Source organism: Kitasatospora sp. NPDC041988 (assembly GCF_055588525.1).
On the sequence record NZ_JBVJCO010000007.1, the window covers coordinates 62,192 to 84,380 of the forward strand.

A 22,189-nucleotide genomic window follows, 5' to 3' on the forward strand; every position below is an offset into this window, starting at 1 on the left:
TAACGGGGGTGCGAGCTGTGCCTGTTCTCTGTGGGTTGTTGGGTTGGCTCACGTGGCCCCCCCCATGAAGGGGTGAACCTGGGGCCGATGCGGCCCCACCCCCCCCCCCGCCCCCGGGAGTAACAGGGACTTCAGCAGCTCGCCGACTCGACGGCTCGACGGCTCAGCAGCTCAGCGGCTCAGCAGCTCAGCGCGGCGATCGCGGAATGCAGCGCGCCCGGGACGTCCGGCACCAGCTGGTGCGCCCCGTCCCTGACCACGTGCCGGCCGCCGACCACCACGTGCCGCACGTCGGCGGCGGAGGCCGCGAACACCGCGATCTCCGCGCCGAGCCGGGGCGGCGGCCCGGCGGTGCGCACCGAGTCCAGCGCGATCACGGTGAAGTCGGCCAGCGAGCCGGCCTCGATCCGCCCGGCCTCCGGCCAGCCGAGCGAGGCGTGACCGTCCTCGGTGCCGGCCCGCAGCAGCGCGTTGGCCGTCCAGTGGCCGCGGGTGCGGGTGCGCAGCCGCTCGTCCAGCTCCAGCGCGCGGGCCTCCTCGAACGGGTCGATGACGGCATGGCTGTCGCTGCCGAGGGTGACCGGGCAGCCGGCCGAGGCCAGCTGGCGGGCCGGGCCAATGCCGTCCGCGAGGTCCCGTTCGGTGGTGGGGCACATGCAGATGGTGGTGGAGGTGTCGGTGAGGAGCTTGATGTCCTCATCGGTGAGGTGGGTGGCGTGCACCGCCGAGGTGCGCGGGCCGAGTGCGCCGTGGTCGGCGAGCAGCCGGGTCGGGGTGACGCCGTGCGCGGTGAGGCAGGCGTCGTTCTCGGCGGTCTGCTCGGAGAGGTGGACGTGCAGCGGGGCCTTGCGCATCGCCGACCAGTGCGCGACGGTGCCGAGCTGCTCGGCCGGTACCGCCCGCACCGAGTGGATGGCGGCGCCGATCCGGGCGTGCTCGCGCGGCTTGAGCCCGTCGGCGCGCTCGGCCCAGGCGTCGGCGTCCCCGTCGCTGAACCGGCGCTGCGGCTTGGTCGGCTCGGCGCCGAAGCCGGAGGACAGGTAGCAGGTGTCCAGCAGGGTGATCCGGATGCCGGCCCGGGCGGCGGCCTCGATCAGCGCCTCGCCCATCGCGTTCGGGTCGTCGTAGCGGACGCCGCCGGGCGCGTGGTGCAGGTAGTGGAACTCCCCCACCGCGGTGATCCCGGCGAGTGCCATCTCGGCGTAGACGGCGGTGGCGAGCGCCAGGTAGCTGTCCGGGTCGAGCGCGGTGGCGAACCGGTACATGGTGTCGCGCCACGTCCAGAAGGTGCCGGAGCCGACCTGGACGTTGCCGCGCAACGCCCGGTGGAAGGCGTGCGAATGGGCGTTCGCCTGGCCGGGCAGCAGCAGCCCCTCCAGCCGGACGGCGCCGGGCGGGCAGGGCCCGCTGTCCGGCGTCACCTTGGCGATCCGGCCGCCGGGCCCGGTGGCGATCAGCACGTCCTGCTCGACCACCGGCCCGTTGACGTGCGGCAGCCAGGCGTACTGCGCCCAGTAGGTTACTGACACGCCAGGTCCTCCAGTACGTCGGCGAGGGCGGCGACTCCGGCCAGGCAGTCGGCCGTCTCGGCGTGCTCGGCCGGGGAGTGCGAGACGCCGCTCGGGTTACGTACGAACAGCATGGCGGTCGGGATCGCCGATGCCAGGATTCCGGCGTCGTGTCCCGCGCCGGTGGGCAGGATCGGCACACCGGCGAGGGCCCTGTCCCTGTTGAGACGCCGGGCGAGCCGGTCGCGCAGCGGCCCGTCGAAGTCCACCACCGGGGTGTAGGACTCGCGGGTCAGCTCGACCCGGACGCCGTCTCGATCGCCGCGCTCGTAAGCGGCCCGCTCGATCTCCTCGACCAGCGCGGTGAGCGTCGCCTCGTCGGCGGCCCGGGAGTCCAGCCAGCCGCGGACCAGCGAGGCGATCGCGTTGGTTCCGTTGGGCTCGACGGCAACCTTGCCGAAGGTGGCCAGGGCGCCCGCCAGCTTCGCCTTCTTCCGCGCGGCGAGCACGGTGTTGGCGTAGGTCAGCATCGGGTCGCGGCGGTCCTCGATCCGGGTGGTGCCGGCGTGGTTGGCCTCGCCGTGGAAGTCGAACCGCCAGCGACCGTGCGGCCAGATCGCGCTGGCCACGCCGACCGGCTGGTCCTCGGCCAGGGAGCGGCCCTGCTCGACGTGGAGTTCGACGAAGGCGCCGATCCGGGCCAGCCGGTCGCCGTCCGCGCCGATCGCGGCCGGGTCGTAGCCGGCCTTCTCCATCGCGTCGGGCAGCCGGACGCCGTCGGCGTCGCGCAGTTCGTACGCGGCCTCCCTGCCGAGCACGCCGGCGCTGAGCCGGGAGCCGATGCAGGCCACGCCGAACCGGGCGCCCTCCTCGTCGCCGAAGTTGACGATCGCCAGCGGCCGGGTGAGCTCCGCCTTCCTGCCGCGCAGCTCGTCCAGGGCGGCGAAGGAGGAGACCACGCCGAGCGGGCCGTCGTAGGCGCCGCCATCCGGGACGGAGTCCAGGTGCGAGCCGGTGACGACCGCGCCGCCGGCGGCCGGGTCGCCCAGCCAGGCCCACTGGTTGCCGTTGCGGTCCAGCTCGTAGGTCAGGCCGCGCTTGCGGGCCTGCTCCTCGAACCAGGCCCGGCACTCGGCGTCGGCGGAGTTCCAGGCGAAGCGGCGGTAGCCGCCGGACGCGGCGGAGCGGCCCACGGGGAGCAGCTCCGCCCACATCCGTTCGAAGCTGTCGGAGGTCACAGCTCACCCATGGGGATGCGCACGCCGCGCTCGGCGGCGACCTCGTCGGCCCGGTCGTAGCCGGCGTCGACGTGCCGGATGACGCCCATGCCCGGGTCGTTGGTGAGCACCCGGCGGATCTTCTCGCCGGCCAGCGCGGTGCCGTCGGCCACCGTGACCTGGCCGGCGTGGATCGAGCGGCCGATGCCGACGCCGCCGCCGTGGTGGATGGAGACCCAGGACGCGCCGGAGGCGACGTTGACCATGGCGTTGAGCAGCGGCCAGTCGGCGATCGCGTCGGAGCCGTCGAGCATCGCCTCGGTCTCCCGGTACGGGGAGGCGACCGAGCCGCAGTCCAGGTGGTCACGGCCGATGACGATCGGGGCGGACAGCTCACCGGAGGCGACCATGTCGTTGAACCGCTCGCCGGCCTTGTCGCGCTCGCCGTAGCCGAGCCAGCAGATGCGCGCGGGCAGGCCCTGGAAGTGCACCTTCTCCTGGGCCATCTTGATCCAGCGGTGCAGCGACTCGTTCTCCGGGAAGAGGTCGAGCACGGCCTTGTCGGTCTTGGCGATGTCCTGCGGGTCGCCGGAGAGCGCCGCCCAGCGGAACGGGCCCTTGCCCTCGCAGAACAGCGGCCGGATGTACGCCGGGACGAAGCCGGGGAAGGCGAAGGCGCGGTCGTAGCCGGCCAGCTGGGCCTCGCCGCGGATCGAGTTGCCGTAGTCGAACACCTCGGCGCCGGCGTCCATGAAGCCGACCATCGCCTCGACGTGCTTGGCCATCGACTCGCGCGAGCGCTGGGTGAACTCGGCGGGCTTCTCGGCCGCGTACGTCGCCATGTCGTCGAAGGCGACACCCACCGGCAGGTAGCTCAGCGGGTCGTGGGCGCTGGTCTGGTCGGTGACGATGTCGATCGGCGCGTCCATCGCGAGCAGCTGCGGGAAGAGCTCGGCGGCGTTGCCCAGCAGGCCGATGGAGAGCGGCTGCTTCTTGTCGCGGGCGGCGGTGGCCAGCTCCAGCGCATGGGCGAGGTTCTTGGCCTCGACGTCCAGGTAGCGGTGCTCGATCCGGCGGGAGATCCGGGACGGGTCGCAGTCGATACAGATCGCCACGCCGCCGTTCATGGTGACGGCCAGCGGCTGGGCGCCGCCCATCCCGCCGAGGCCGGCGGTGAGGGTGATCGTCCCCGCCAGGGTGCCCTCGAACCGCTTGTTGGCGACGGCCGCGAAGGTCTCGTAGGTGCCCTGCAGGATGCCCTGGGTGCCGATGTAGATCCACGACCCGGCGGTCATCTGCCCGTACATGGTGAGCCCGAGGCTCTCCAGCCGGCGGAACTCCTCCCAGTTGGCCCAGTCGCCGACCAGGTTGGAGTTGGCGATCAGCACCCGCGGCGCCCACTCGTGCGTCTGCATGACGCCGACCGGCCGCCCGGACTGGACCAGCATGGTCTCGTCCTGCTTCAGCGTCTGCAGCGTGCGCACCATGGCGTCGAACGACCGCCAGTCCCGCGCCGCCTTGCCGGTGCCGCCGTAGACCACCAGCTTCGACGGGTGCTCGGCCACCTCCGGATCGAGGTTGTTCATCAACATCCGCAGGGCCGCCTCCTGCTGCCACCCCTGCGTCGTCAGCCCCGTCCCCCGCGCCGCACGCACCTCACGCGGCCCGCTCGCCTGCTGCTGCACCATGTCCCGGCCTCTCTGCGGATGAATTCATTCAAGCTCGACTCGGCTGAATATATCCAATCATTCAGCCCTCGGCCAGACCTCGGACCCATCCGATCAGCGCCCGCACGCTCGACCACCGAGCGCTACCCTGAACCCGGCGAACACCAGCCACTCGGCCCAGTGCCAAGGAGCAGAGGACTACGCCACACCCGATCTCGTCGTCCTCCCCACCGACTGGGAGGACGACGACGACTGGTTGGCCGACCCGCGCGACGTCGCACTGGCCGTGGAGGTGATCTCCAGCACCGAGCGCGCCGGCGGCATCGAGGCCGAGTGGTACGCGATCGCCGGGGTGGCCGTGCTGCTCTCGGTCGACCCCCGCACGGGCGTCTGGACGCTCTACACCCACCCGCGCGACGGCGCATACCAGGGCGTACCGCACGGCAAGTACGGCGAGCCCGTCCCGCTCGCCGCACCCCTGCCGCCGGAGCTGCGCACCGACGAGCTGCCGCTGTACGCCCCGAGGCGCTGAGCGCACGTCACGCCGCCGCGTCGCCGTCCCAGTCGATGCCGATCTCGGCGAGCCAGCGGCGGTCGTCGGCGTCGGGGCCGGCCGCGGCCGGGGGGCGGGGCGGGCGGGGAATCTCCTGGACCGGGCCCAGGCCGTACTTCTCGGCGGCGGCCGTGCCGGCGTCGGGTTCGATGACGCCGACATGCACGGCGCTCTCGTCCCCCGGGTCGAGGACGGTGAGTTCGGGATCGGGCAGACGGCGCAGGGTGACGCGGCGTCCGCAGGCGGGGCAGGACCATTCGTCGGCGCCGGAGGCGAGCCGGCCGACGAACTTCATCTCGTGGATCACGCGCATGGCAGTACCCCCTGGGCTGAATCATTCCCACTCTGGGCGGATCGGCAACGTGCCGGTACGGTCACTGCCGCGGGGAAGAGCCGCAGTCGAGGGAGGGAGTCGGATGGACCGCGTCCGGAGCATCGAGGAGAGCGTCACGGTGGCGGCCGGGCCGGCCGCGGCCTACCGGGCCGTCAGCGACGTCCGCAGGATGGGCGAGTGGAGCCCGGAGTGCCGGGCGGTGTGGGCGCGCCGGGGCGCGCTCCGGGCAGGTGAGCGGTTCGTCGGGTTCAACCGCCGGGGTCCGTTCCTCTGGTTCACCACCTGCCGGGTGACGACCGCCGACCAGGACCGCGAATTCGCCTTCCGGGTGGGCGCGTTCGGGCTGCCGATCGCCCTGTGGGGCTACCGTTTCGAGCCGGACGGCGACGGCGGGACGATCGTCACCGAGTACTGGCGCGACCTGCGGACCGGCCGGACGGGCCCGTTCGCCGAGTTGCTCGGGACGGTCTTCGCCGGGACCGGTCCCGCCCGGCGGACCGAGGTCAACCGGGCGGGCATGCGCGCCACCCTGGCCCGGATCCGGCAGGCGCTCGCGGCCTGACCCGGACCGGACGGCGCCGTCCGGGGCCCGCCCTCCCCGGGCGGCGCCCGTTCCAGGCTGTGCCTATTCCCGGCTGTGTCTATTCCAGGCTGTGCCTATTCCAAGAAGAGCCCTCGCGCCGCCGCCGCCTGCTCGATCGCCTCCAACCGGGCCTCGGCGCCGGGGAGTTCGTCACACATGGTCTGCAGCAGCACCCGGCCGAGCATCATCGGCGCGCAGGCGGTGTCGAAGACCAGGCCGGTGCCGACGGCGGCCGGCAGCATCAGGTCGGAGAGCTTGGCCACCGGCGCGAAGGCGCTGTCGGCGACGGTGAGGACGGTCAGCCCGCACTCCCGGGCCACCGCCAGGGCGTCCATCAGCTCGCGCGGGTAGCGCGGCAGTGCGAAGCAGAGCAGGGCGCTGGCGCCGGCCGAGGCGGCCTGTTCGAGCCGGTCGGCGAGCATGCTGCCGCCCTCGTCGAGCAGCCGGATGTCGGGGTGCACCTTGGCCGCGAAGTAGGCGAAGCCGCGGGCCTGCGCGGAGGCGGCCCGCAGGCCGAGGACGGGCAGCGGGCGGGAGGCGGCGAGGAGGCGGGCGGCGCGGGTGATCGGCTCGGGGTCGGCGAGGAGTTCGGCGAGGTGGCGCAGGTGCTCGATCTCGGCGAGGACGGCCTGCTGGTGCTCGTTGCGGACGGCGTCGGCCGGGGTCTCCGGCGCGACCGGCTCACCCGCGCCCAGTTCGCGCAGCTGCTTGCGCAGCGCCGGGTAGCCGTCGTAGCCGAGCGCCACCGCGAAGCGGGTGACGGAGGGCTGGCTGACCCCGGCCAGTTCGGCGACCTCGACGCTGGAGAGGAACGGGGCCTCGGTGGCGTGCCTGACCAGCGAGTGGGCGATCCGGCGCTGGGTGGGGGTGAGCCGGTGGCCCTCGAAGAGCTGGAGCAGCCGGGCGGAGGGGCCGACCGTGCCGGTGTCGTCGGTGGCGGTCATCAGCAGTACCTCCGGGTGCGAGCTGTTCGGACGACGACTGTGCAGCAGCGCGCCGCGGCTGGCAAAGACGTCTCGTACGCCGGGACGCCCGATGAGACGTCCCGAGGGGTGGAACGGGCCTGCGGAGGCGTCTCGGGGTGACCCTGATTTCCCCCTGAGTCCGCCCCGATTACGGCGCGAACGGATGGACCCGCGGGGTACCGCGGGCCCAGGCTTGGCGCCATGGACACTCGCCAGGACGAACTGCGGCGCGACCTCGACGCCACCCTGCAGGCCCGCAAGGAGCTGGGCAAGGAGTACGAGTCGGAGCTGGTCGACTCGTTCCTGACCCGGCTCGACGCCCGGCTGGACGCCCGGCTCGACGCCCGGGTGGAGCGCCGGATCTCGGAGCGGCTGGACGACTACTCACCCGCACACCGCCACCACCGCCCGCGCGGGTTCGGCCGCCCCGGCTCCCGGCTCGCGGTGATCTCGCTGGCCCTCGGCATCCCGCTGACCGCCATCGCGACCAACGGCGGCACCAACGGCTTCACCGGCTTCGCGGGGCTGCTGGTCTGCTGGACGGGCATCGTCGGGGTCAACGTCGCGGCCGCGCTGGGCGACCGGCGGGACGAGCGCCGGTCGAAGTCGTCGCGGGGCGAGTGGGACTGAGCCCACCCGCCCCACGACGACCACGGCTCAGGCGAGCGGCCCGGTGACCTGCTGGACCGCCTGCACCAGCGCGCCGGAGGCGACCAGCGCGGCGGCGGCCTCCAGGTCCGGCGAGAGGAAGCGGTCGCGGCCGGCGCCGCCGACCCCGGCCTCCCGGGCGGCCGCCATGGCGGCGGCGGTGGCGGGGGCCACCGTGCCGCTGGCGTCGGCCTGCTGGCGGATCTCCAGCGCGCGCGAGGCGGCGGTCAGCTCGACGGCGAGGATCCGGCCGAGGTTCTCGACCGCCTGGCGCAGCTTGCGGGCGGCGGACCAGCCCATCGAGACGTGGTCCTCCTGCATCGCCGAGGACGGGATCGAGTCGACCGAGGCCGGCACCGCGAGCCGCTTGTTCTCGCTGACCAGCGCCGCCTGGGTGTACTGGGCGATCATCAGGCCGGAGTCCACGCCCGGGTCGTCGGCCAGGAAGGCCGGCAGGCCGTGCGAGCGGGCCTTGTCGAGCAGCCGGTCGGTGCGGCGCTCGGAGATCGAACCGAGGTCGGCGGCGGCGATGGCGAGGAAGTCCAGCACGTACGCGACCGGGGCGCCGTGGAAGTTGCCGTTGGACTCGACCCGGCCGTCCGGCAGCACCACCGGGTTGTCGACGGAGGCGGCCAGCTCGCGGGAGGCGACCAGAGCGGCGTGGGCCAGGGTGTCGCGGCCGGCGCCGGCGACCTGCGGGGCGCAGCGGATCGAGTAGGCGTCCTGGACGCGCGGCGCGTCGTCCTGGTGGTGGCCGGTGAGGCCGGAGTCCTTGAGGACGGCCAGCATGTTGGCGGCGGAGAGCGCCTGGCCGGGGTGCGGGCGGATCGGGGCGTGCAGCTCGGGGGCGAGCACCTTGTCGGTGCCGAGCAGCGCCTCAAGGGTCATCGCGGCGGTGATGTCGGCGGTGGTGAACAGGCGCTGGAGGTCGGAGATGGCCATCACCAGCATGCCGAGCATGCCGTCGGTGCCGTTGATGAGGGCCAGGCCCTCCTTCTCCAGCAGCTCGACGGGCTCGATGCCGGCCGCGGCGAGCAGCTCGCCGGCGGGCTTCTCGACGCCGTCGGGGCCGGTCGCCACGCCTTCGCCCATCAGCACCAGCGCGCAGTGCGAGAGCGGCGCGAGGTCGCCGGAGCAGCCGAGCGAGCCGAACTCGCGGACCACCGGGGTGATGCCGGCGTTGAGGATGGCGGCCATGGTCTGGGCGACGAGGGGGCGAACGCCGGTCCGGCCGGAGGCCAGCGTCTTCATCCGCAGGAACATCAGCGCGCGGACCACCTCGCGCTCCACCGCCGGGCCCATTCCGGCGGCGTGCGAGCGCACCAGCGAGCGCTGGAGCTGGGCGCGCAGCTCGGGGCTGATGTGCCGGACGGCGAGCGCACCGAAGCCGGTGGAGACGCCGTAGACGGGGCGCGGCTCGGCGGCGAGGGCGTCGATCCGGGCGCGCGCGGCCGCCATCTCGGCGAGCGCGTCCGGGCCGATCTCGATCTTGGCGTTGCCCCGGGCGACGGCCAGCACGTCCTCGGCAGTGACGTCGGCCTTGCCGACCTGGACGAGCGGCGCGTGGGGGGCCGCAGCACTGTGCATATCCATATACACCATCACATCAGGTGAATGGAGATATGACAACCGTCCTGGGCCATTCGGCCGCCACGGGCCCTGCGCCCGTCAGCAGGATTTTCGGTTACCCCGGCCCGTGGCGCACGCTGTGGGGGTGACGGACGGTACGGAGGTGGCGGGGCGATGACGCGGGCGACGGCACGACGGCGGGTGGTGCGGCTGCGGGGGGACGCGCGCAGTACGCGGCCGGACGCGCTGGCGGCGGAGGAGCCGCTGGAGATCCGGCTCGGCGGCGAGCCGCTCACCGTGACCATGCGGACCCCCGGACAGGACTTCGACCTGGTGGCCGGCTTCCTGGTCGGCGAGGGCCTGGTGCACACGGCGGAGGAGCTCGGCGCGCTGCGCTACTGCGCCGGGACGGACGAGGCCGGTGCCAACACCTACAACGTGGTGGACGCGACGCTGCGCGGCGCCGGCGCCGTTCCGCTCTCCGCCCACCGCAACCTGCTCACCACCAGCGCCTGCGGCCTCTGCGGCCGGGACACCGTGGACGCCGTCCGCACCCACGTCCGCCACCCGGTCGCGGACGACCCGCTGACCGTCCCGCCCGCGCTGCTGTACGGGCTGCCGGACCAGCTGCGGGCCGCCCAGCGCACCTTCGAGTCGACGGGCGGACTGCACGCGGCCGGGCTGTTCGACGGCACGACCGGCGAGCTGCTCTGCGCCCGCGAGGACGTCGGCCGGCACAACGCGGTGGACAAGGTGGTCGGCTGGGCACTGCGCGCGGGCCTGCTGCCACTGGCCGGGCACGTCCTGCTGGTCAGCGGCCGGGCGTCGTTCGAGCTGACCCAGAAGGCCGCGCTGGCGGGCATCCCGCTGCTGGCGGCCGTCTCGGCGCCGTCCTCGCTCGCGGTGGACCTCGCCGAGGAGCTGGGCCTGACCCTGGTCGGCTTCCTGCGCGGCGAGGGCGCCAACGTCTACACCCGCCCGGACCGGATCGCCGAACGGGTACCCAACAGCGCGCCGTAGTGATTCGATGGAATGGACTCTTCGGATCAGCCCGACCCGACTGGTTCGTATATCGACTTCTTGTGCGACGAACCCCGCTCATTCGAAAAGTCGTGATACCCATGACCACCGTCGCGCGACAACCGGGGGGCAAGGTCAGGCCACGCCGCACGCCGCGTCTGGTACGAGCGCGCCACGCGGGCCGCCGGCTCCACCATCGGCTCCGACGGACCTTACGCGCCTTCCGGCTCCGGTGGATCTCCCGCCGCAAGGTCGTACGGGTCCGGTACCGGATCACCTGGGCACCCGTCCGGAGATACCTCACGTTCGTACCCGCCGTACTCTTCCTCGCGTTCGTCGGATATTCGGCCTTCATCATCACGCGAGGCAGTAAAGGTCCCATCGAAACGCGCTGCAGCGCCACCGGGGGCGCCTGTGGCGTGGTCCTCGGGTTCGCGACCCCGTTCCTGTCCCTCGCCCTGGCGACGACGGTCTTCGTGTTCTACCGGCAGTGGAAGATCAACCGGCCGATCGTACGCAAGGCCAAACACCGGCCGCAGCGGCTGGTGGCACCGACCGGCATGCCGGTCAAGCGAATCGTCGGCCGGGAACAGCTGTGCCAGGTGATCTGCCGCTCACTGGGCGACCATCAGAACCGGCGCCCGTACATCCTGGTGGGCGGTGTGGGCTCCGGCAAGACGGCCGTGCTCATCCAGCTCACCCAGCTGCTCGCCAAGCAGGGCCAGGTCCCGGTCCCGATCAGACTCCGCAAGGCTGACACCCAAGTCCCCCTGGACTTCCGGGAGATGGCGATGCAGACGTTCTCCGAGGAGTCCGATCCCGGAGCGTTCCTCTCCTCGGAGCAGAGCGCCAAGGTCTGGCGTCAGCTCTGCAAGGACGGCCGCGCCGTGGTTCTCGCAGACGGCCTGGAGGAGGCACTCACCACCGGCAGCCAGAAGCGGGACCGCGACAACGTCATCCGTGGCGCCATCGACCGCGCCGAGCGGCAGAACCTCCCACTCGTGATCGCCTCCCGGCCACACGCCCCGCTGGAGGAGACCTACGCCTCGATCATCGACCTCGAACCGCTCTCCGAGGAGGCCGCCCTCAGCTTCCTGGCCCGGGACGATCCGGAGCCGGACACCCACCGGCTGGACTGGATCGTCGAAACCGCCGTGGTGAGCGAATCCCCGCTCTACATGGAGATCACACAGGAGCTGAACAGACAGCACCTGCTCGAACACCTGGTGAGCGCCAAGGGCTCGAAGCCGCTCGACACCCGCAGCCGCGACCGCTCGACGCTGCGGCTGGCCCTGCTGGACACCTGGCGGGAGGCGCTTCTCAGAGGCCATCTGTACGAGGACGTCGCCCTGACCAGGAGCGAACGGCGTACGACCGTCACAGTGCTCTCCGCACTGGCGGCCCTCGGCCTCCTGCGAGACCACCTGGAGGTACGGTACGACGAGCTGCTAGAACCGGAAAAACGGCTCGCGGGGGTGGACTCCCTGATCAAAGCGGCCGAGAACCTCCAGGCGCAGCTAAGCAACCTCGCAGCCGGTGTCGACCTGCAGAAGTGCCCGGCCCTGTTCGCCCTGCACGCGTCCCGAGGCGAACAACTGGGTCTAGTGGAGGCTCGCGGCGATGGGGTCTGCTTCCCCCACAGCATCATCCAGGCCTACCTCGGTTCCTCGTTCCTCGACGTGGTGGGGGAGGACCAGCTCAAGGCCGCGATCAACAGCGACGACCTCGGTCGCGAGCTGTTGATCGGCCTGATCCTCCGCTCCTGCCGGAACACCGCGGAGTGCACCGGGGGAATCCCGGGCACGCTCCTGGAGGCCGCCAACAACCGGTCCGACTCCAAGGCCCTCGACCTCTATGCAGCGGCCCTGGAGGTCGATCTCCACGCCCAGGCCGCCGTACCGGACGAGCGGGTCTCCATCCACCGGGAGATCAGCTACCACCTCTACCGCCGGTGGCCGCTCATCGAGCTGGACGACCACCGAAGCCTGGACGAGGCCAGAGAGCGCCTGATCCACCGCTACGGCGAAGTCCTGCGTGAGATCGCCAGACTGCAGAGCCTCAAGCGGTGGCCCGAGGACGGGCCGTCACCTGATTACGAGGACTTCCTGAGGCTGGCGTTCTCGGAGAAGTCCTATGCACTGCGGCTGGCGATCACCCAGGAGGTGGGCGCCGGCGGCGACGCGGCTTTCGACGCGCTACGCGCCTACTTCAACCCCGCCGGCAACACGTCGGCCGATCCACTGGACCAGTACCGCGCGCAGCTCAAGCAGCAGGACGAGCGTTCCCAGAAGCTCAGCAACGACCTGAGCCAGCCAGGACAAACCGACGCCACACTGGCCGCCCACCGAAAGCAGGCGGGCTGGATCGGCAAGAGCAGGCTGGAGATCTGGCGCCAGTTCGCCACCCGGGCCTCGGTCGTGCCCATGATCGTCGGATCGGTCGGCCTTGAGCGTCGCAACGAGGCGGCCGGTCGACTGGACTTCTGGCTCAAGCACCTCGATCCGGCCAGTTGCCCCGGCGGCCGCGCCGACCTGCCGCTCTCCTTCGAGGTCGCCCTCGCCCAGGGCTTCAAGAGCGCGGCCAACCGCCGCCGGCGACACCCCGACACCACCGACGACACTCGCGAACTGCTGATCGAGAAGGCCGAGACCATGCTGTCCCGGTCGCGCTACTGGTTCGCCCAGCTCACCCTGATTCACGCGCTCTGCCTCTGGGAGCTGCCCGACCGCCTCGGCCGCTCCGCAGCCACCACGTCGAACGGCGACGATGCCGACCGCGGCAACAGCCACCGCCCGACCGCCGATCCACACGACGCCGTGGAGCGCTGGCTCAAGCTGGTCGGCAGCGAGCGAGCGCCCGCCGACCGCCGCGAGGAGGATCAGTCCCGCCGTGGCGAGCGGTTGCACCCCTTCGTGTCCCGGGCCGCCGACCTGGCCGAGCTGGCCCTGGAGACCGGCCGACCCGAGCAGTACATCTGGATCGACGAGAAGGGCGCCATGGAGAAGGTCGGCTCCGTCTCGGGCGACCCGCGCTTCTTCCGCAAGCACAACCTCTGGATTCCGCCGTCCGTCGGATGGTCCACCCTGGACCCCCGAGCGCAGCAACTGCTCGCCGACGTCCTGCTGTTGCTCAACCTCACCGAGCGCGACGGCGACCCGGACCTGATCGAGAGCCGGCTCGTCCGGTCCACCCGCAACACGCTACCCCCCTGCCTGACCAAGGACCGGTCGCCGTTGCAGCCGAAACGGACCGTCGGCATGGCGCGCATCGCCGAACCCGGCAACACCTGTCTGCGGAACTGCCCGTTCGAGCTCTGCCCCTACCCACCCAAGGGCGCCCTCCCCCGCGCCGAGCTGCGCGAGGTGTTCTGCCTCCAGCAGCAGGCCCTGCTGCGCTGGCGCCGGGGCAGGTTCTACGCGCTGACCCGCAAGCGCGCACCCTGGCAGGGGATGACCTGCAAGGAACTTCGGGAGTTCTGGGGACAGATGGCGGATCGCACACACACGCCCCGCCCGTGAAGCCGCTCGCCCCGCCCGTGAGGTCGCTCGCACCACCGGAACGCGTGACCAACTGACCGCCCGGCCCTCCCATCGTTCCGGTTCCGGCTCTCCTGCTACACCTCCGCCCTCGCCTCTGGCTCCGCCTCCGCCCGCAGCCGCCGCAGCGAGGCGGGCGTGAGCCGCCGGGCGAGCACCTCCAGCGCCGCCAGCACCTCGGCCAGCTCCGCCGGGTTGTCCGTGCCGAGCGCCCGCGCCAACGCGCCGTCGACGGGCGCGGCGGCCACCTCGGCCCGGCGGGCGGAGAGCTCGGGGGCGCGGCGGGCGAGCAGCCGGCGGCGGTCCCGGGGGTCGGCCTCGGTGACGATCGACCCGGCCTCCCGGAGCCGGGCGACGGCCGCGGAGACCTGGCTCTGCGGCAGGCCGGTGCGCGCGGCGATCTCGCCGACGGCGCTGTCCGGATGCTCGTAGATGTCGCTCATGACGACGACGACCGCCCTGACGCCGGTGGCGCGCTTGCCGAGCCCCTCGGTCGGGATGGCCTCCTCGCCGATCTTCGCCAGCGTCCGGCCGAGCAGCAGCAGTTCGACTCCGTTCATGAGGCCCAAGGTACATCAGAAGAGATGCATCAAAAAAGATTCATCTCTCTTGATGCATCGAAAAAGATGCTTTAGATTGGAGTCCAGAAGCCGACGGCGGCCACCCGGCCGCCCCAGGGGAGGGAACCCAGCCATGACCACCGCACTGCTCACCACCGCCGGCGCCCGCATCCACTACCAGGTCCAGGGCGCCGGCCCGGTCCTGCTGATCGCCCAGAGCGGCGAGGGCAACGCCGACCGCAGCGCCGACCTGGTGGCCCGCCTGGCCGACCGGTACACCGTGGTGACGTACGACCGGCGCGGCATCTCCCGCAGCACCCTCGACGAGCCGGGCCGCACCCCGACCGTCACCGAGCACGCCGACGACGCCCACCGGCTGCTCGCGGCCGTCACCGACCGGCCCGCCCTGATGCTCGGCTGCAGCTTCGGCGGGCTCATCGGGCTCCAGCTCGCCCAGGACCACCCCGGGCAGCTGAGCACCCTGATCGCCCACGAGCCGGCCGCACCGCGCCTGCTGCCGGCCGAGGAGTGCACCGGGACGCTCGACGCGCTGGCCGGCATCCAGGAGGTGTTCCACCGGGACGGCTGGCAGGCGGCGCTGCGCGGGGTGATGACGGCCACCGGGATCGACCCGGCCCGCCAGGAGCGCGAGCCCGAGGTCCGTCCGCAGCCGTTCGGCCCGGAGCGCGCGGCCGACTTCACGGCCTTCCTCGCCCACGACCTGACCACCCTGCGCCGGAGCACCTTCGGGACCGCCGGGGCCGACGCGCTCGCCGCCGGGCCGACCCGGGTGGTGCCCGCCGTCGGGGAGATCACCGACCCGACGGTCTACAGCTACCGCTGCGCCGAGGTGCTGGCCGGGCGGCTCGGCACGGACCTCACCCGCCTCCCCGGCGGCCACAACGGCAACCTGACGCACCCCCGGGCGTTCGCGGCGCGGCTCGACGAGGTGCTGACCGCCGCGGTTCAGGCCGGCTGAGCCCCGGGGCGGCGGAAGGCCGGGGCCGACCGCGCGCCGGCCCGACCCGGCGTCGGCACAACCGGCCTCAGCCCAGCCGGGCCTCGATCAGGTCGGCCGCGCGGGCCGTGCCCCCCTCGGCCAGCGCCTCGGCGCGGAGCGCGTCGAGCCGCTTCGCCACCTCCGGGTCATCGACCAGCTCCAGCAGCGCGGCGCGCAGCGCGTCCGCCGTCGCCTGCCCGGTGTCCAGGCGGCGCGCGACGCCCAGCTCCACCAGCCGGTCCGCGTTGCTGAACTGGTCGGCGGCCTGCGGCACCGCGATCATCGGCACCCCGGCCTGGAGGCCCTCGCTCGCACCCCCCATGCCGGCATGGGTGACGAAGGCGTCCGCCTGCGCCAGCACGGAGAGCTGCGGCACCCACGGGTGCACCTCGATGTTGGCCGGCACCTCGCCCAGCCCGGCCGGATCGGTGTGCCGGCCGATCTGCAGCACGACGTGCCAGCCGGGCAGGTCGCCGAAGGCCTTCACGCACTCGCGGTAGAACGCCGGCTGGTGGGTGAACGCCGAGCCGAGCGAGACCAGCAGCACCCTCCCGGCACCGGCCGGCCGCTCCCAGCCGCCCTGGTGCGCACGGTCGTCGGCGCACGGGCCGACGAAGGTGTACCGCGCGGGGTCGACCCGGTCGGCATGTGGCTGCAGCGCGCGCGGCACGAGGGCGAGCGCATGCCCGGGCCTGCCCTGGAACGCGTCCGGGTCCTGCTCGGTGGCGCCGTTCGCGACCAGCCAGTCGGCGAACCGCCGGTAGTACGCGGCACCGCCGGGCCCGTTGTGCAGCGCCTCGTACATCCCGGCCATGTCCTGCTCGAAACCCTCCCAGGCGACGTAGGTCGACGAGAGCTGGAGGACCGGCACGCCCCAGTCCTCGGCCAGCACCCGGCCCGCGTACCCGGCGATGTCGTAGAGGACGAGGTCGGGCCGGTCGTCGGCGAAGGCGGCCCGCAGCACGGGGAGCATCGCGGCGGCGTCGTCCAGGAAGAGGTTCTGGATCGCCACCGGGTCCTGCAGCCAGACGTGGGAGTCCTCGGTGAGCGGCAGCACCGTCTCGTACGGGACGAGCGTCGCCCCCGTGGACTCGACGGCGGCCGCGAAGGACGGGTCGTTGACGTAGCTGACGCGGTGGCCCCGGGCGACGAGTTCGCGGATCACCGCCAGGCTGGGGTTGACGTGGCCGTGCGCCGGGATGGAGACCATGGCGATGTGGGCGGGGCGGGTCACGTGTCCTCCAGGAGCGGGCGGGCGACAAGAGACGAGACGATCCGTCTCGCAGCCTGTCCAGCATGAGGGCGCCCCTCGCGGGATGTCAAGACGAGACGTACCGTTTCGTCATCGGCCTAGAATGGAGCCATGACCCGCAGCAGCACACCCGACCCCGCCCGCCGCAGCGAGCGCTCCCGCCAGGCCGTCCTCGCCGCCGCCGCCGAACTGGTCGCCGAGGTCGGCTTCGCCAAGCTCACCATCGAGGCGATCGCCGCCCGCGCCGGCGTCGGCAAGCAGACCATCTACCGCTGGTGGCCCTCGAAGGGCGCGGTGGTCTTCGACGCCTTCCAGGCCGCCAACGAGGACGCCTCCGGCAGCCTCGCCCTGCCCGACACCGGCGACCTCTCCGCCGACCTGCGGGCCGTCCTGCGGCCGACCGCCGACCAGCTCGTGGACCCCGCCTTCGACAACACCGGCCGCGGCCTGATCTCCGAGTACCTGCTCGACCCGGCACTGCTCCGCGAGTACCGCGAACGCCTGATGGACCCGCTGCTGGAGGTCACCCGCGAGCGCCTGCGCAGCGCCCGCGCGGCCGGCCGGATCGCCGCCGACGCCGACCTCGACCTCGCCGTCGAACTGCTCTACGGCCCGATGTACTACCGCTGGCTGCACGGCCTCGGTCCGCTCGACCACGCGTACGCGGACCGCCTCGTGGAGGCGGTCCTGCGCGCACTCGGAGCCTCGGGGGGCGACAGCTAGCCGCGGTTGCGGCGGCGGATCATCACGACCACCGCGATGATCACCGCAATGATCGCCAGCACCACCACGACACCGACGACCAGGCCGATGATCTTGCTGAAGAAGCCCTTCTTCTTCTTTTTCTTCGACTTGTCCTTGGACCCGGCCAGCTGGGTGCTGTCGTGCCGGTCGGCCGCCACCCCGGCGGCCGGGGCCGCGGCCGGCGCGGCAGCCGGAGCCGCGGCCGGAGCTCCCTGGACGGCGGTGCTCACCGCGGCGGCGCGCGGCGCGGCCTGGGCGGCCGAGGCCGCCGGTGCGGCGGCGAGCGCGGCACCGCCGAACGCGAGCACGGCGGAGAGGACGAGGCTCGTCAGACGAGCACGCATGGTGTGAACCCCCGATCCGGCCGACCCCCATGGCCCGCCGACCGCGGACACCATCCCACGCCCGCCCGCCCGCGCCCAACCCTCTGGCGCTCCCCGCACCGGACCGCGACCCGCTCGGAACAGACCGGTCACCGAACCGGCACAACCCCGCACCCCGCGAGGCTCAGCCCGGCGGCGGCGAGGCCGGGCCGGAGAGGGCGACGGCGACCAGGGCGCGCATGGCGCTGGCGGCCTGGCCCAGCGGCAGAGTGGCGTCGTCGGCGAAGAGCTCGACCAGCCAGCCGCCCGCCGCGTTCTGGCCGCCGGCGGCGACCATGCCGCGGTAGCCGGAGACGACCAGCATGGCCTCCTCGGCCGGGTCGTTGCCCGCCGAACCGGCCCGCAGGGCGAAGGCGTCGCCGCGGACGGCCTGCCGGGTCATCGGGTAGTGCCGCAGGTCGAAGACGGCGTCCGGGGCCTCGATCTGCGCCCGCTGGGTCTCCGCCCGGCTGCTGCTGGGCCCGCTGGTCATCCGGTAGACGGCGTGCTGCGCCGTCCGCATCAGGTGCGAACCGGGCGCCACGTAGGAGATCCACCAGCCGACCGCATCCAGCAGCCGGGCCGAGGTCTCCGCGACCACGGCCAGTTTGCCGATGGTGTCGGCGGGGTGGACGGAGCGGACGGAGCCGTGCTGGTCGAGAGCGGTGAGCACGGCGGTGAGCAGCTGGCCAGGGTCGGCGCTGTGCGCGGCCCCGCGGAACCGCCGCCGGTCGCCGGCCCCGGCCCGGCCGCCGCCGCGACCCCGGGCATCGGCCCGGTGGTGCGGGTCGGCGGCGTCGGCGAGCAGCACGGTCGGGTCGGGCGAGAAGCCGGGGCCGTGGCTGCGCCCGGCGACCACAGGGTGGGCGGCGCGCGCGGCCTTGGCCCGGTACTGGGCGGCGTCGGCGAGCCGGAAGAGCCGGTCGGCCGTGGTGACCGGGCCGATCGAGTCCCCTGTGGAGGCGACCCCGCAGGCGACTCCCTCACCCTCGGCGAGCGCGAGGGCCCGCGCGCACAGCTCCTCGGCGACGGCGACCACCTCGTCCGCCTTCTGCCCCTCGACCAGCAGGCAGAACTCGTCGCCGCCGAGCCGGGCGGCGAGGCTGCCGGGCAGCTTGGCGGCGGCCAGCGACAGCTGGTGGGCGAAGCGTTCGAGCAGCCGGTCGCCCATCTCGTGGCCGAGCTGGTCGTTGACCCGCTTGAGGCCGTTGACGTCGCAGACCACCAGCGAGACGACGGTGTTGTCCCGGTTGTGCGCCTCCAGCGCGCCCTCCAGCCGGGCGTCCACCGCACGCCGGTTGGCCAGGCCGGTGAGCGGGTCGGAGAAGGCGAGTTTGCGCAGGTCGGCGAGGCGCTCGGTCTGGGCGAGGCCGGCCGAGATCTGCGCGGCCAGCAGGGTGGCGTAGTCGGCGTCGGCCTCGGTGAACTCGGGCACACCGACGGTCCGGGCCAGGTACAGCTCGCCCCAGGCCTGCCCGTGCAGCACGATCGGGGCGACCACGCAGCAGGCCCGTCCGCGCCGGCGCAGCGCCGCGGCGCGCTCCTGGCAGTACGCGCCGGCGGTGGGATGCGAGTGCCCGGCGTGCGGCTCGGAGCTCTCGGCGCTCTGCAGCCAGGCGCGCGGGAGGCGACCGGTGGTCCAGCGCTCCTCCAGGTACGTGACGATCTCGGGGAAGTCGGCGACCGGGTAGGACTCGTCCTCCGGCAGCTCCTCCTCCCCCGGCGCCAGCTCCCCGTGGTTGACCAGCACCCGCAGCCGCCCGGACTCGCGGTCCCAGACCGAGACCGCGGCCATGGTGGCACCGAGCGCCTCGGTGGCACGGGCGGCGGCCGCCCGGACGGCCTCCAGCGGGGTGAGGGCACCCGCCATGTCCTGGGCGAGCTCGACCACGGACTTCAGCCGCCGGTCGGTGGCTGCGGCCGGCGGCTGCGGCCGGTCGTAGTCGCAGCCGCGGTCCGTCATGATCGCCTCACTGCTCACCGGCTCGCCTCGCTCCCTGTGCTCGGTCCTGCTCGGCCCCCCGAGGCGCCCCGCCGGGGCCCGAGCCCGCTGAGAAGCTGCACCCGGACGGCCGCTTGCACCAAGACTATGGCGGTTTCGTTCGGTTATGCCCCGTTTGCCGGGAAGGATCCGCGCGGCCGTACGGGTTTCAACCGTTCGGCCACCCAGGCCGGGCACCGCCGTCACACCGCGGGCGCGCGCTACTCCGAACGCTGGCGCCGCGACAGCAGCCACGGCTCGACCAGCCCGAGCCCGCGCACCGGGCGGCGCCACATCGGCTGGAGGTTGAACCGGTGGCCGGCGTCCGGCCCGGGCACCGGCAGGCCGGAGGCGGGCAGTCCGGCGGCCGCCGACAACGCGTCGGCGAGGCCCGGCCCGTCCGCGTCAGCCGGGGCGACGCTGCCGTTCTGCTCCAGTGCGGTGGCGAATTCGCCGTCGATCAGCACCGCGTCCTTGGGCGCGATCGAGGTGAGCCGGCTGGCCAGGTTGACGGTGGTGCCGAAGACGTCGCCCATCCGGGAGGTGACGGTGCCGAAGGCCATGCCGACCCGCAGCGCGGGGATGGAGTCGTCCTCGGCCAGCGCCTCGATCAGGGAGAGCGCGATCTCGGCGGCGGTGGCCGGGTCCTCGGAGACGTAGAGGATCTCGTCGCCGAGGGTCTTGATCACCCGGCCGCCCTGGCCGGCGATCAGGTCGGAGCAGGTGTTCTCGAAGGTCTCGACCAGCTCGCCGAGCTCCTCCTCCTCCAGCCGGCGGGAGAGCCGGGTGAAGCCCACCAGGTCGGCGAAGCCGACGGCGAGCCGGCCGCTGGTGATCTCGGTGTCCTCGGCGGCCTGCACCACCCGACCGGTGACGGCGGCCAGCTGCCGGCGCCAGACGTAGACCAGGAACTGCTCCAGCTCCGGCAGCAGGAGCTCGACCAGCGGGTACGCCACCTCGGCACGGGTCAGGCCGGGTTCGACGGACTGGGTGAGGTTCTCCAGGAAGGTGTCCATCTGCCAGCCCGCCAGCCGGGCGGTGGTCTGCCCGGTCGACCGCGCCACCTGGATCGCCATCGACTCGCTGAGCAGGCCCGACTCCACCAGCCCGGCCAGCCGGCGCAACGCGATCACGTCGCCGTCGGTGAGCGCCCGGGACTGCCCGATGTCCGGGAAGCCCATCGCCCGCCAGAAGCGGGTCGCCAGCTCCATCGGGACGTCTGCGGCGCGCGCGGCCTGGTACGGGGTGTAGCGGCGTGGTGCGTCCAGGATCAGGCGTTCCAGGTCGAGCGCGACCGTCTGGTCGTGGCTGCCCGCCGTTCCGCCGCTGCTGCCGTCCTCTGCCACCGGTCCGTCCCCGTGCGGTTGCCGCACTTGCCTCGTGTCCTGCCTGTCCGGGCGCGCCCGCCACCCGGCGGGCAGTGGCGCGCCTCACACTGCTGCCAGGTGGAATGTTCGCACGGAATCGCGCGATCCGGGGCATCCGCCCGAGTCAAGGGGAGGTGAAGAGTCCCGCCCGGCGAGTCCGGTCGGCCGGTCCCGCTCAGCTCGGCTCGGGGCGCACGTGCACGACATCGCCCGCGCCCACCGCGCGCCGGGCGCCATCGGGGGTGCGAACCACCAGCCGGCCGTCACCGTCCACCGCCACCGCCTCGCCGAGCAGCTCCCGGTCACCGGGCAGGTAGACCCTGACCTCCCGACCGAGGGTGGTGCAGCGGTCCGCGTACGCGCGCAGCAGGCCGCTGGCGTGCGGGTCGCCGGCGGCGGCCGTCCACTCCGTGTAGAGGTCGGCGAACTCGCGCAGCAGCGCGCGCAGCAGGGTGGCCCGGTCGGTCACGGCGGCGCCGGCCAGGGCCAGCGAGGCGGCGGTGGGGACGGGCAGCTCGCCCTCCCGCAGCGAGACGTTGACGCCCAGGCCCGCGACGACCGCGCCGCCGCTCAGCTCGGTCAGGATGCCGCCGAGCTTGCGCTCCGTGCCGCCGATCCCGACCTGGAGGTCGTTGGGCCACTTCAGGCCGACCTCGACCTCGGCGACCCGGCTCAGCGTGCCGGCGGCGGCGACGCCGACCAGGATCGGCAACCAGCCGTACCGCTCGACGGGTACCTCGTCCGGGCGAAGCAGGACGGAGAGGAAGAGACCGGAACGGGCCGGCGCCGTCCACTGCCGCTCCAGCCGCCCGCGCCCGGCGCTCTGCGCCTCGGCGACCAGCACGGCGCCCTGCGGCGCGCCCTCCTTGGCACGCGCGGCCAGGTCGCTGTTGGTGGAGCCGGTCTCGGTGACGACGTCCAGCGAGGTCCAGAACCCGCCCGGCAGCACCAGGTCACGGCGCAGCGCCTCGGCGTCCAGCGGCGGCCGGTCCAGGTCGGTCCAGGGCGACGGCCCGGCGTGGCCGAAGCCGCGCAGTCCACTACGACGGGGGGTGTCTGAGGTCATGGCGACGAGACTAGAGGCGTAGGCCGCCTTATCGTCCCGCAGAACGAGCGTTAACACACTGTGTCGCTGGCCATAACGGGAAACCCTGCGCGCTGGCTACGCTACTCGACGGTAGTTCGTTGCGCCGCCCTGCCCTCGTGGGGGGGGCCCCCCCCCCGCCCCCCCCCCCCCCCCCAAAGCTCGGGCCACGGACCCGGGGGAGAACACCCGACGACCAAAAAGCCCTACACCACCCCCAACCCCCCCCGCAAAATCGC

Annotated in this window: 18 protein-coding genes and 1 pseudogene; 7 read left to right on the forward strand and 12 right to left on the reverse strand. The window is 73.2% G+C overall.

Going from position 1 to position 22,189, the window contains the following annotated elements; all coding sequences use genetic code 11:
- Nucleotides 1-179: 179 nt before the first annotated feature.
- Genes ACZ6NC_RS09685 through hutU form a run of 3 tightly spaced genes read right to left on the reverse strand, consistent with a single transcriptional unit; the run spans nucleotide 180 to nucleotide 4,413 of the window.
- The gene (locus ACZ6NC_RS09685) at nucleotides 180-1,529 is read right to left on the reverse strand and encodes a formimidoylglutamate deiminase (RefSeq protein ID WP_465730764.1); all 1,350 of its coding nucleotides are present in this window, start codon (nucleotides 1,527-1,529) and stop codon (nucleotides 180-182) included.
- Entirely contained in the window at nucleotides 1,520-2,722 is a 1,203-nt protein-coding gene (locus ACZ6NC_RS09690) for an allantoate amidohydrolase (protein WP_465731002.1), read from the reverse strand. Before ACZ6NC_RS09690 ends, ACZ6NC_RS09685 begins: the two co-directional genes overlap by 10 nt.
- Before the next feature lie 20 nt (nucleotides 2,723-2,742).
- A complete protein-coding gene (gene hutU / locus ACZ6NC_RS09695) occupies nucleotides 2,743-4,413 on the reverse strand; it encodes a urocanate hydratase (protein ID WP_465730766.1) in 1,671 nt (556 codons plus the stop codon).
- Between the two features lie 127 nt (nucleotides 4,414-4,540).
- Here hutU and ACZ6NC_RS09700 point away from each other — a divergent pair, with 127 nt between their 5' ends.
- Nucleotides 4,541-4,924 carry a Uma2 family endonuclease gene (locus ACZ6NC_RS09700; RefSeq protein WP_465731003.1) on the forward strand — a complete coding sequence of 128 codons (384 nt, stop codon included), beginning with the start codon at nucleotides 4,541-4,543 and terminating at the stop codon, nucleotides 4,922-4,924.
- Nucleotides 4,925-4,931: 7 nt separating this feature from the next.
- Here the strand turns inward: ACZ6NC_RS09700 and ACZ6NC_RS09705 are convergent, their stop codons facing one another.
- Nucleotides 4,932-5,258 carry a hypothetical protein gene (locus ACZ6NC_RS09705; protein ID WP_465730768.1) on the reverse strand — a complete coding sequence of 109 codons (327 nt, stop codon included), beginning with the start codon at nucleotides 5,256-5,258 and terminating at the stop codon, nucleotides 4,932-4,934.
- 103 nt (nucleotides 5,259-5,361) lie between these two features.
- On the opposite strand from ACZ6NC_RS09705, the gene ACZ6NC_RS09710 reads away from it, so the two are divergent.
- Nucleotides 5,362-5,841, forward strand: coding sequence for an SRPBCC family protein (locus ACZ6NC_RS09710; RefSeq protein WP_465730770.1), 480 nt, complete (start codon nucleotides 5,362-5,364; stop codon nucleotides 5,839-5,841).
- 95 nt (nucleotides 5,842-5,936) lie between these two features.
- Here ACZ6NC_RS09710 and ACZ6NC_RS09715 read toward each other — a convergent pair whose 3' ends face one another.
- Nucleotides 5,937-6,806: a MurR/RpiR family transcriptional regulator gene (locus ACZ6NC_RS09715; RefSeq protein WP_465730772.1), complete on the reverse strand. Its 870-nt coding sequence runs from the start codon at nucleotides 6,804-6,806 to the stop codon at nucleotides 5,937-5,939.
- Between the two features lie 222 nt (nucleotides 6,807-7,028).
- On the opposite strand from ACZ6NC_RS09715, the gene ACZ6NC_RS09720 reads away from it, so the two are divergent.
- Complete coding sequence (locus tag ACZ6NC_RS09720; RefSeq protein ID WP_465730774.1) at nucleotides 7,029-7,457, forward strand: hypothetical protein; 429 nt, start codon at nucleotides 7,029-7,031, stop codon at nucleotides 7,455-7,457.
- Nucleotides 7,458-7,484: 27 nt separating this feature from the next.
- On the opposite strand, the gene hutH is transcribed toward ACZ6NC_RS09720, so the two are convergent.
- The gene (gene hutH, locus ACZ6NC_RS09725) at nucleotides 7,485-9,062 is read right to left on the reverse strand and encodes a histidine ammonia-lyase (protein WP_465730776.1); all 1,578 of its coding nucleotides are present in this window, start codon (nucleotides 9,060-9,062) and stop codon (nucleotides 7,485-7,487) included.
- Nucleotides 9,063-9,218: 156 nt separating this feature from the next.
- Here hutH and fdhD point away from each other — a divergent pair, with 156 nt between their 5' ends.
- The gene (gene fdhD / locus ACZ6NC_RS09730; protein WP_465730778.1) at nucleotides 9,219-10,064 is read left to right on the forward strand and encodes a formate dehydrogenase accessory sulfurtransferase FdhD; all 846 of its coding nucleotides are present in this window, start codon (nucleotides 9,219-9,221) and stop codon (nucleotides 10,062-10,064) included.
- A 419-nt stretch (nucleotides 10,065-10,483) separates the two neighbouring features.
- On the forward strand, nucleotides 10,484-13,582 hold the full coding sequence (locus tag ACZ6NC_RS09735) for an NACHT domain-containing protein (RefSeq protein WP_465730780.1): 3,099 nt from the start codon (nucleotides 10,484-10,486) through the stop codon (nucleotides 13,580-13,582).
- Between the two features lie 95 nt (nucleotides 13,583-13,677).
- Here ACZ6NC_RS09735 and ACZ6NC_RS09740 read toward each other — a convergent pair whose 3' ends face one another.
- Entirely contained in the window at nucleotides 13,678-14,160 is a 483-nt protein-coding gene (locus ACZ6NC_RS09740) for a MarR family transcriptional regulator (protein WP_465730782.1), read from the reverse strand.
- A 133-nt stretch (nucleotides 14,161-14,293) separates the two neighbouring features.
- On the opposite strand from ACZ6NC_RS09740, the gene ACZ6NC_RS09745 reads away from it, so the two are divergent.
- Nucleotides 14,294-15,139 (forward strand): alpha/beta fold hydrolase, encoded by an 846-nt coding sequence (locus tag ACZ6NC_RS09745; RefSeq protein WP_465730784.1) that lies wholly within the window; start codon nucleotides 14,294-14,296, stop codon nucleotides 15,137-15,139.
- Nucleotides 15,140-15,206: 67 nt separating this feature from the next.
- On the opposite strand, the gene ACZ6NC_RS09750 is transcribed toward ACZ6NC_RS09745, so the two are convergent.
- Entirely contained in the window at nucleotides 15,207-16,370 is a 1,164-nt protein-coding gene (locus ACZ6NC_RS09750; RefSeq protein ID WP_465731005.1) for a macrolide family glycosyltransferase, read from the reverse strand.
- 153 nt (nucleotides 16,371-16,523) lie between these two features.
- Between ACZ6NC_RS09750 and ACZ6NC_RS09755 the strand changes: the two genes are divergently transcribed.
- A complete protein-coding gene (locus tag ACZ6NC_RS09755; protein ID WP_465730786.1) occupies nucleotides 16,524-17,135 on the forward strand; it encodes a TetR/AcrR family transcriptional regulator in 612 nt (203 codons plus the stop codon).
- On the opposite strand, the gene ACZ6NC_RS09760 is transcribed toward ACZ6NC_RS09755, so the two are convergent.
- The 4 genes and pseudogenes from ACZ6NC_RS09760 to ACZ6NC_RS09775 form a co-directional block, all read right to left on the reverse strand.
- Entirely contained in the window at nucleotides 17,132-17,500 is a 369-nt protein-coding gene (locus tag ACZ6NC_RS09760; protein ID WP_465730788.1) for a hypothetical protein, read from the reverse strand. The two genes, ACZ6NC_RS09755 and ACZ6NC_RS09760, sit on opposite strands and share 4 nt — an antisense overlap.
- A gap of 751 nt (nucleotides 17,501-18,251) precedes the next feature.
- Nucleotides 18,252-19,388: pseudogene (locus ACZ6NC_RS09765) on the reverse strand (GGDEF domain-containing protein); the annotation flags it as partial.
- Between the two features lie 332 nt (nucleotides 19,389-19,720).
- A complete protein-coding gene (locus ACZ6NC_RS09770; protein ID WP_465730790.1) occupies nucleotides 19,721-20,845 on the reverse strand; it encodes an adenylate/guanylate cyclase domain-containing protein in 1,125 nt (374 codons plus the stop codon).
- A 196-nt stretch (nucleotides 20,846-21,041) separates the two neighbouring features.
- Complete coding sequence (locus tag ACZ6NC_RS09775; RefSeq protein WP_465730792.1) at nucleotides 21,042-21,932, reverse strand: biotin--[acetyl-CoA-carboxylase] ligase; 891 nt, start codon at nucleotides 21,930-21,932, stop codon at nucleotides 21,042-21,044.
- Nucleotides 21,933-22,189 lie beyond the last annotated feature (257 nt).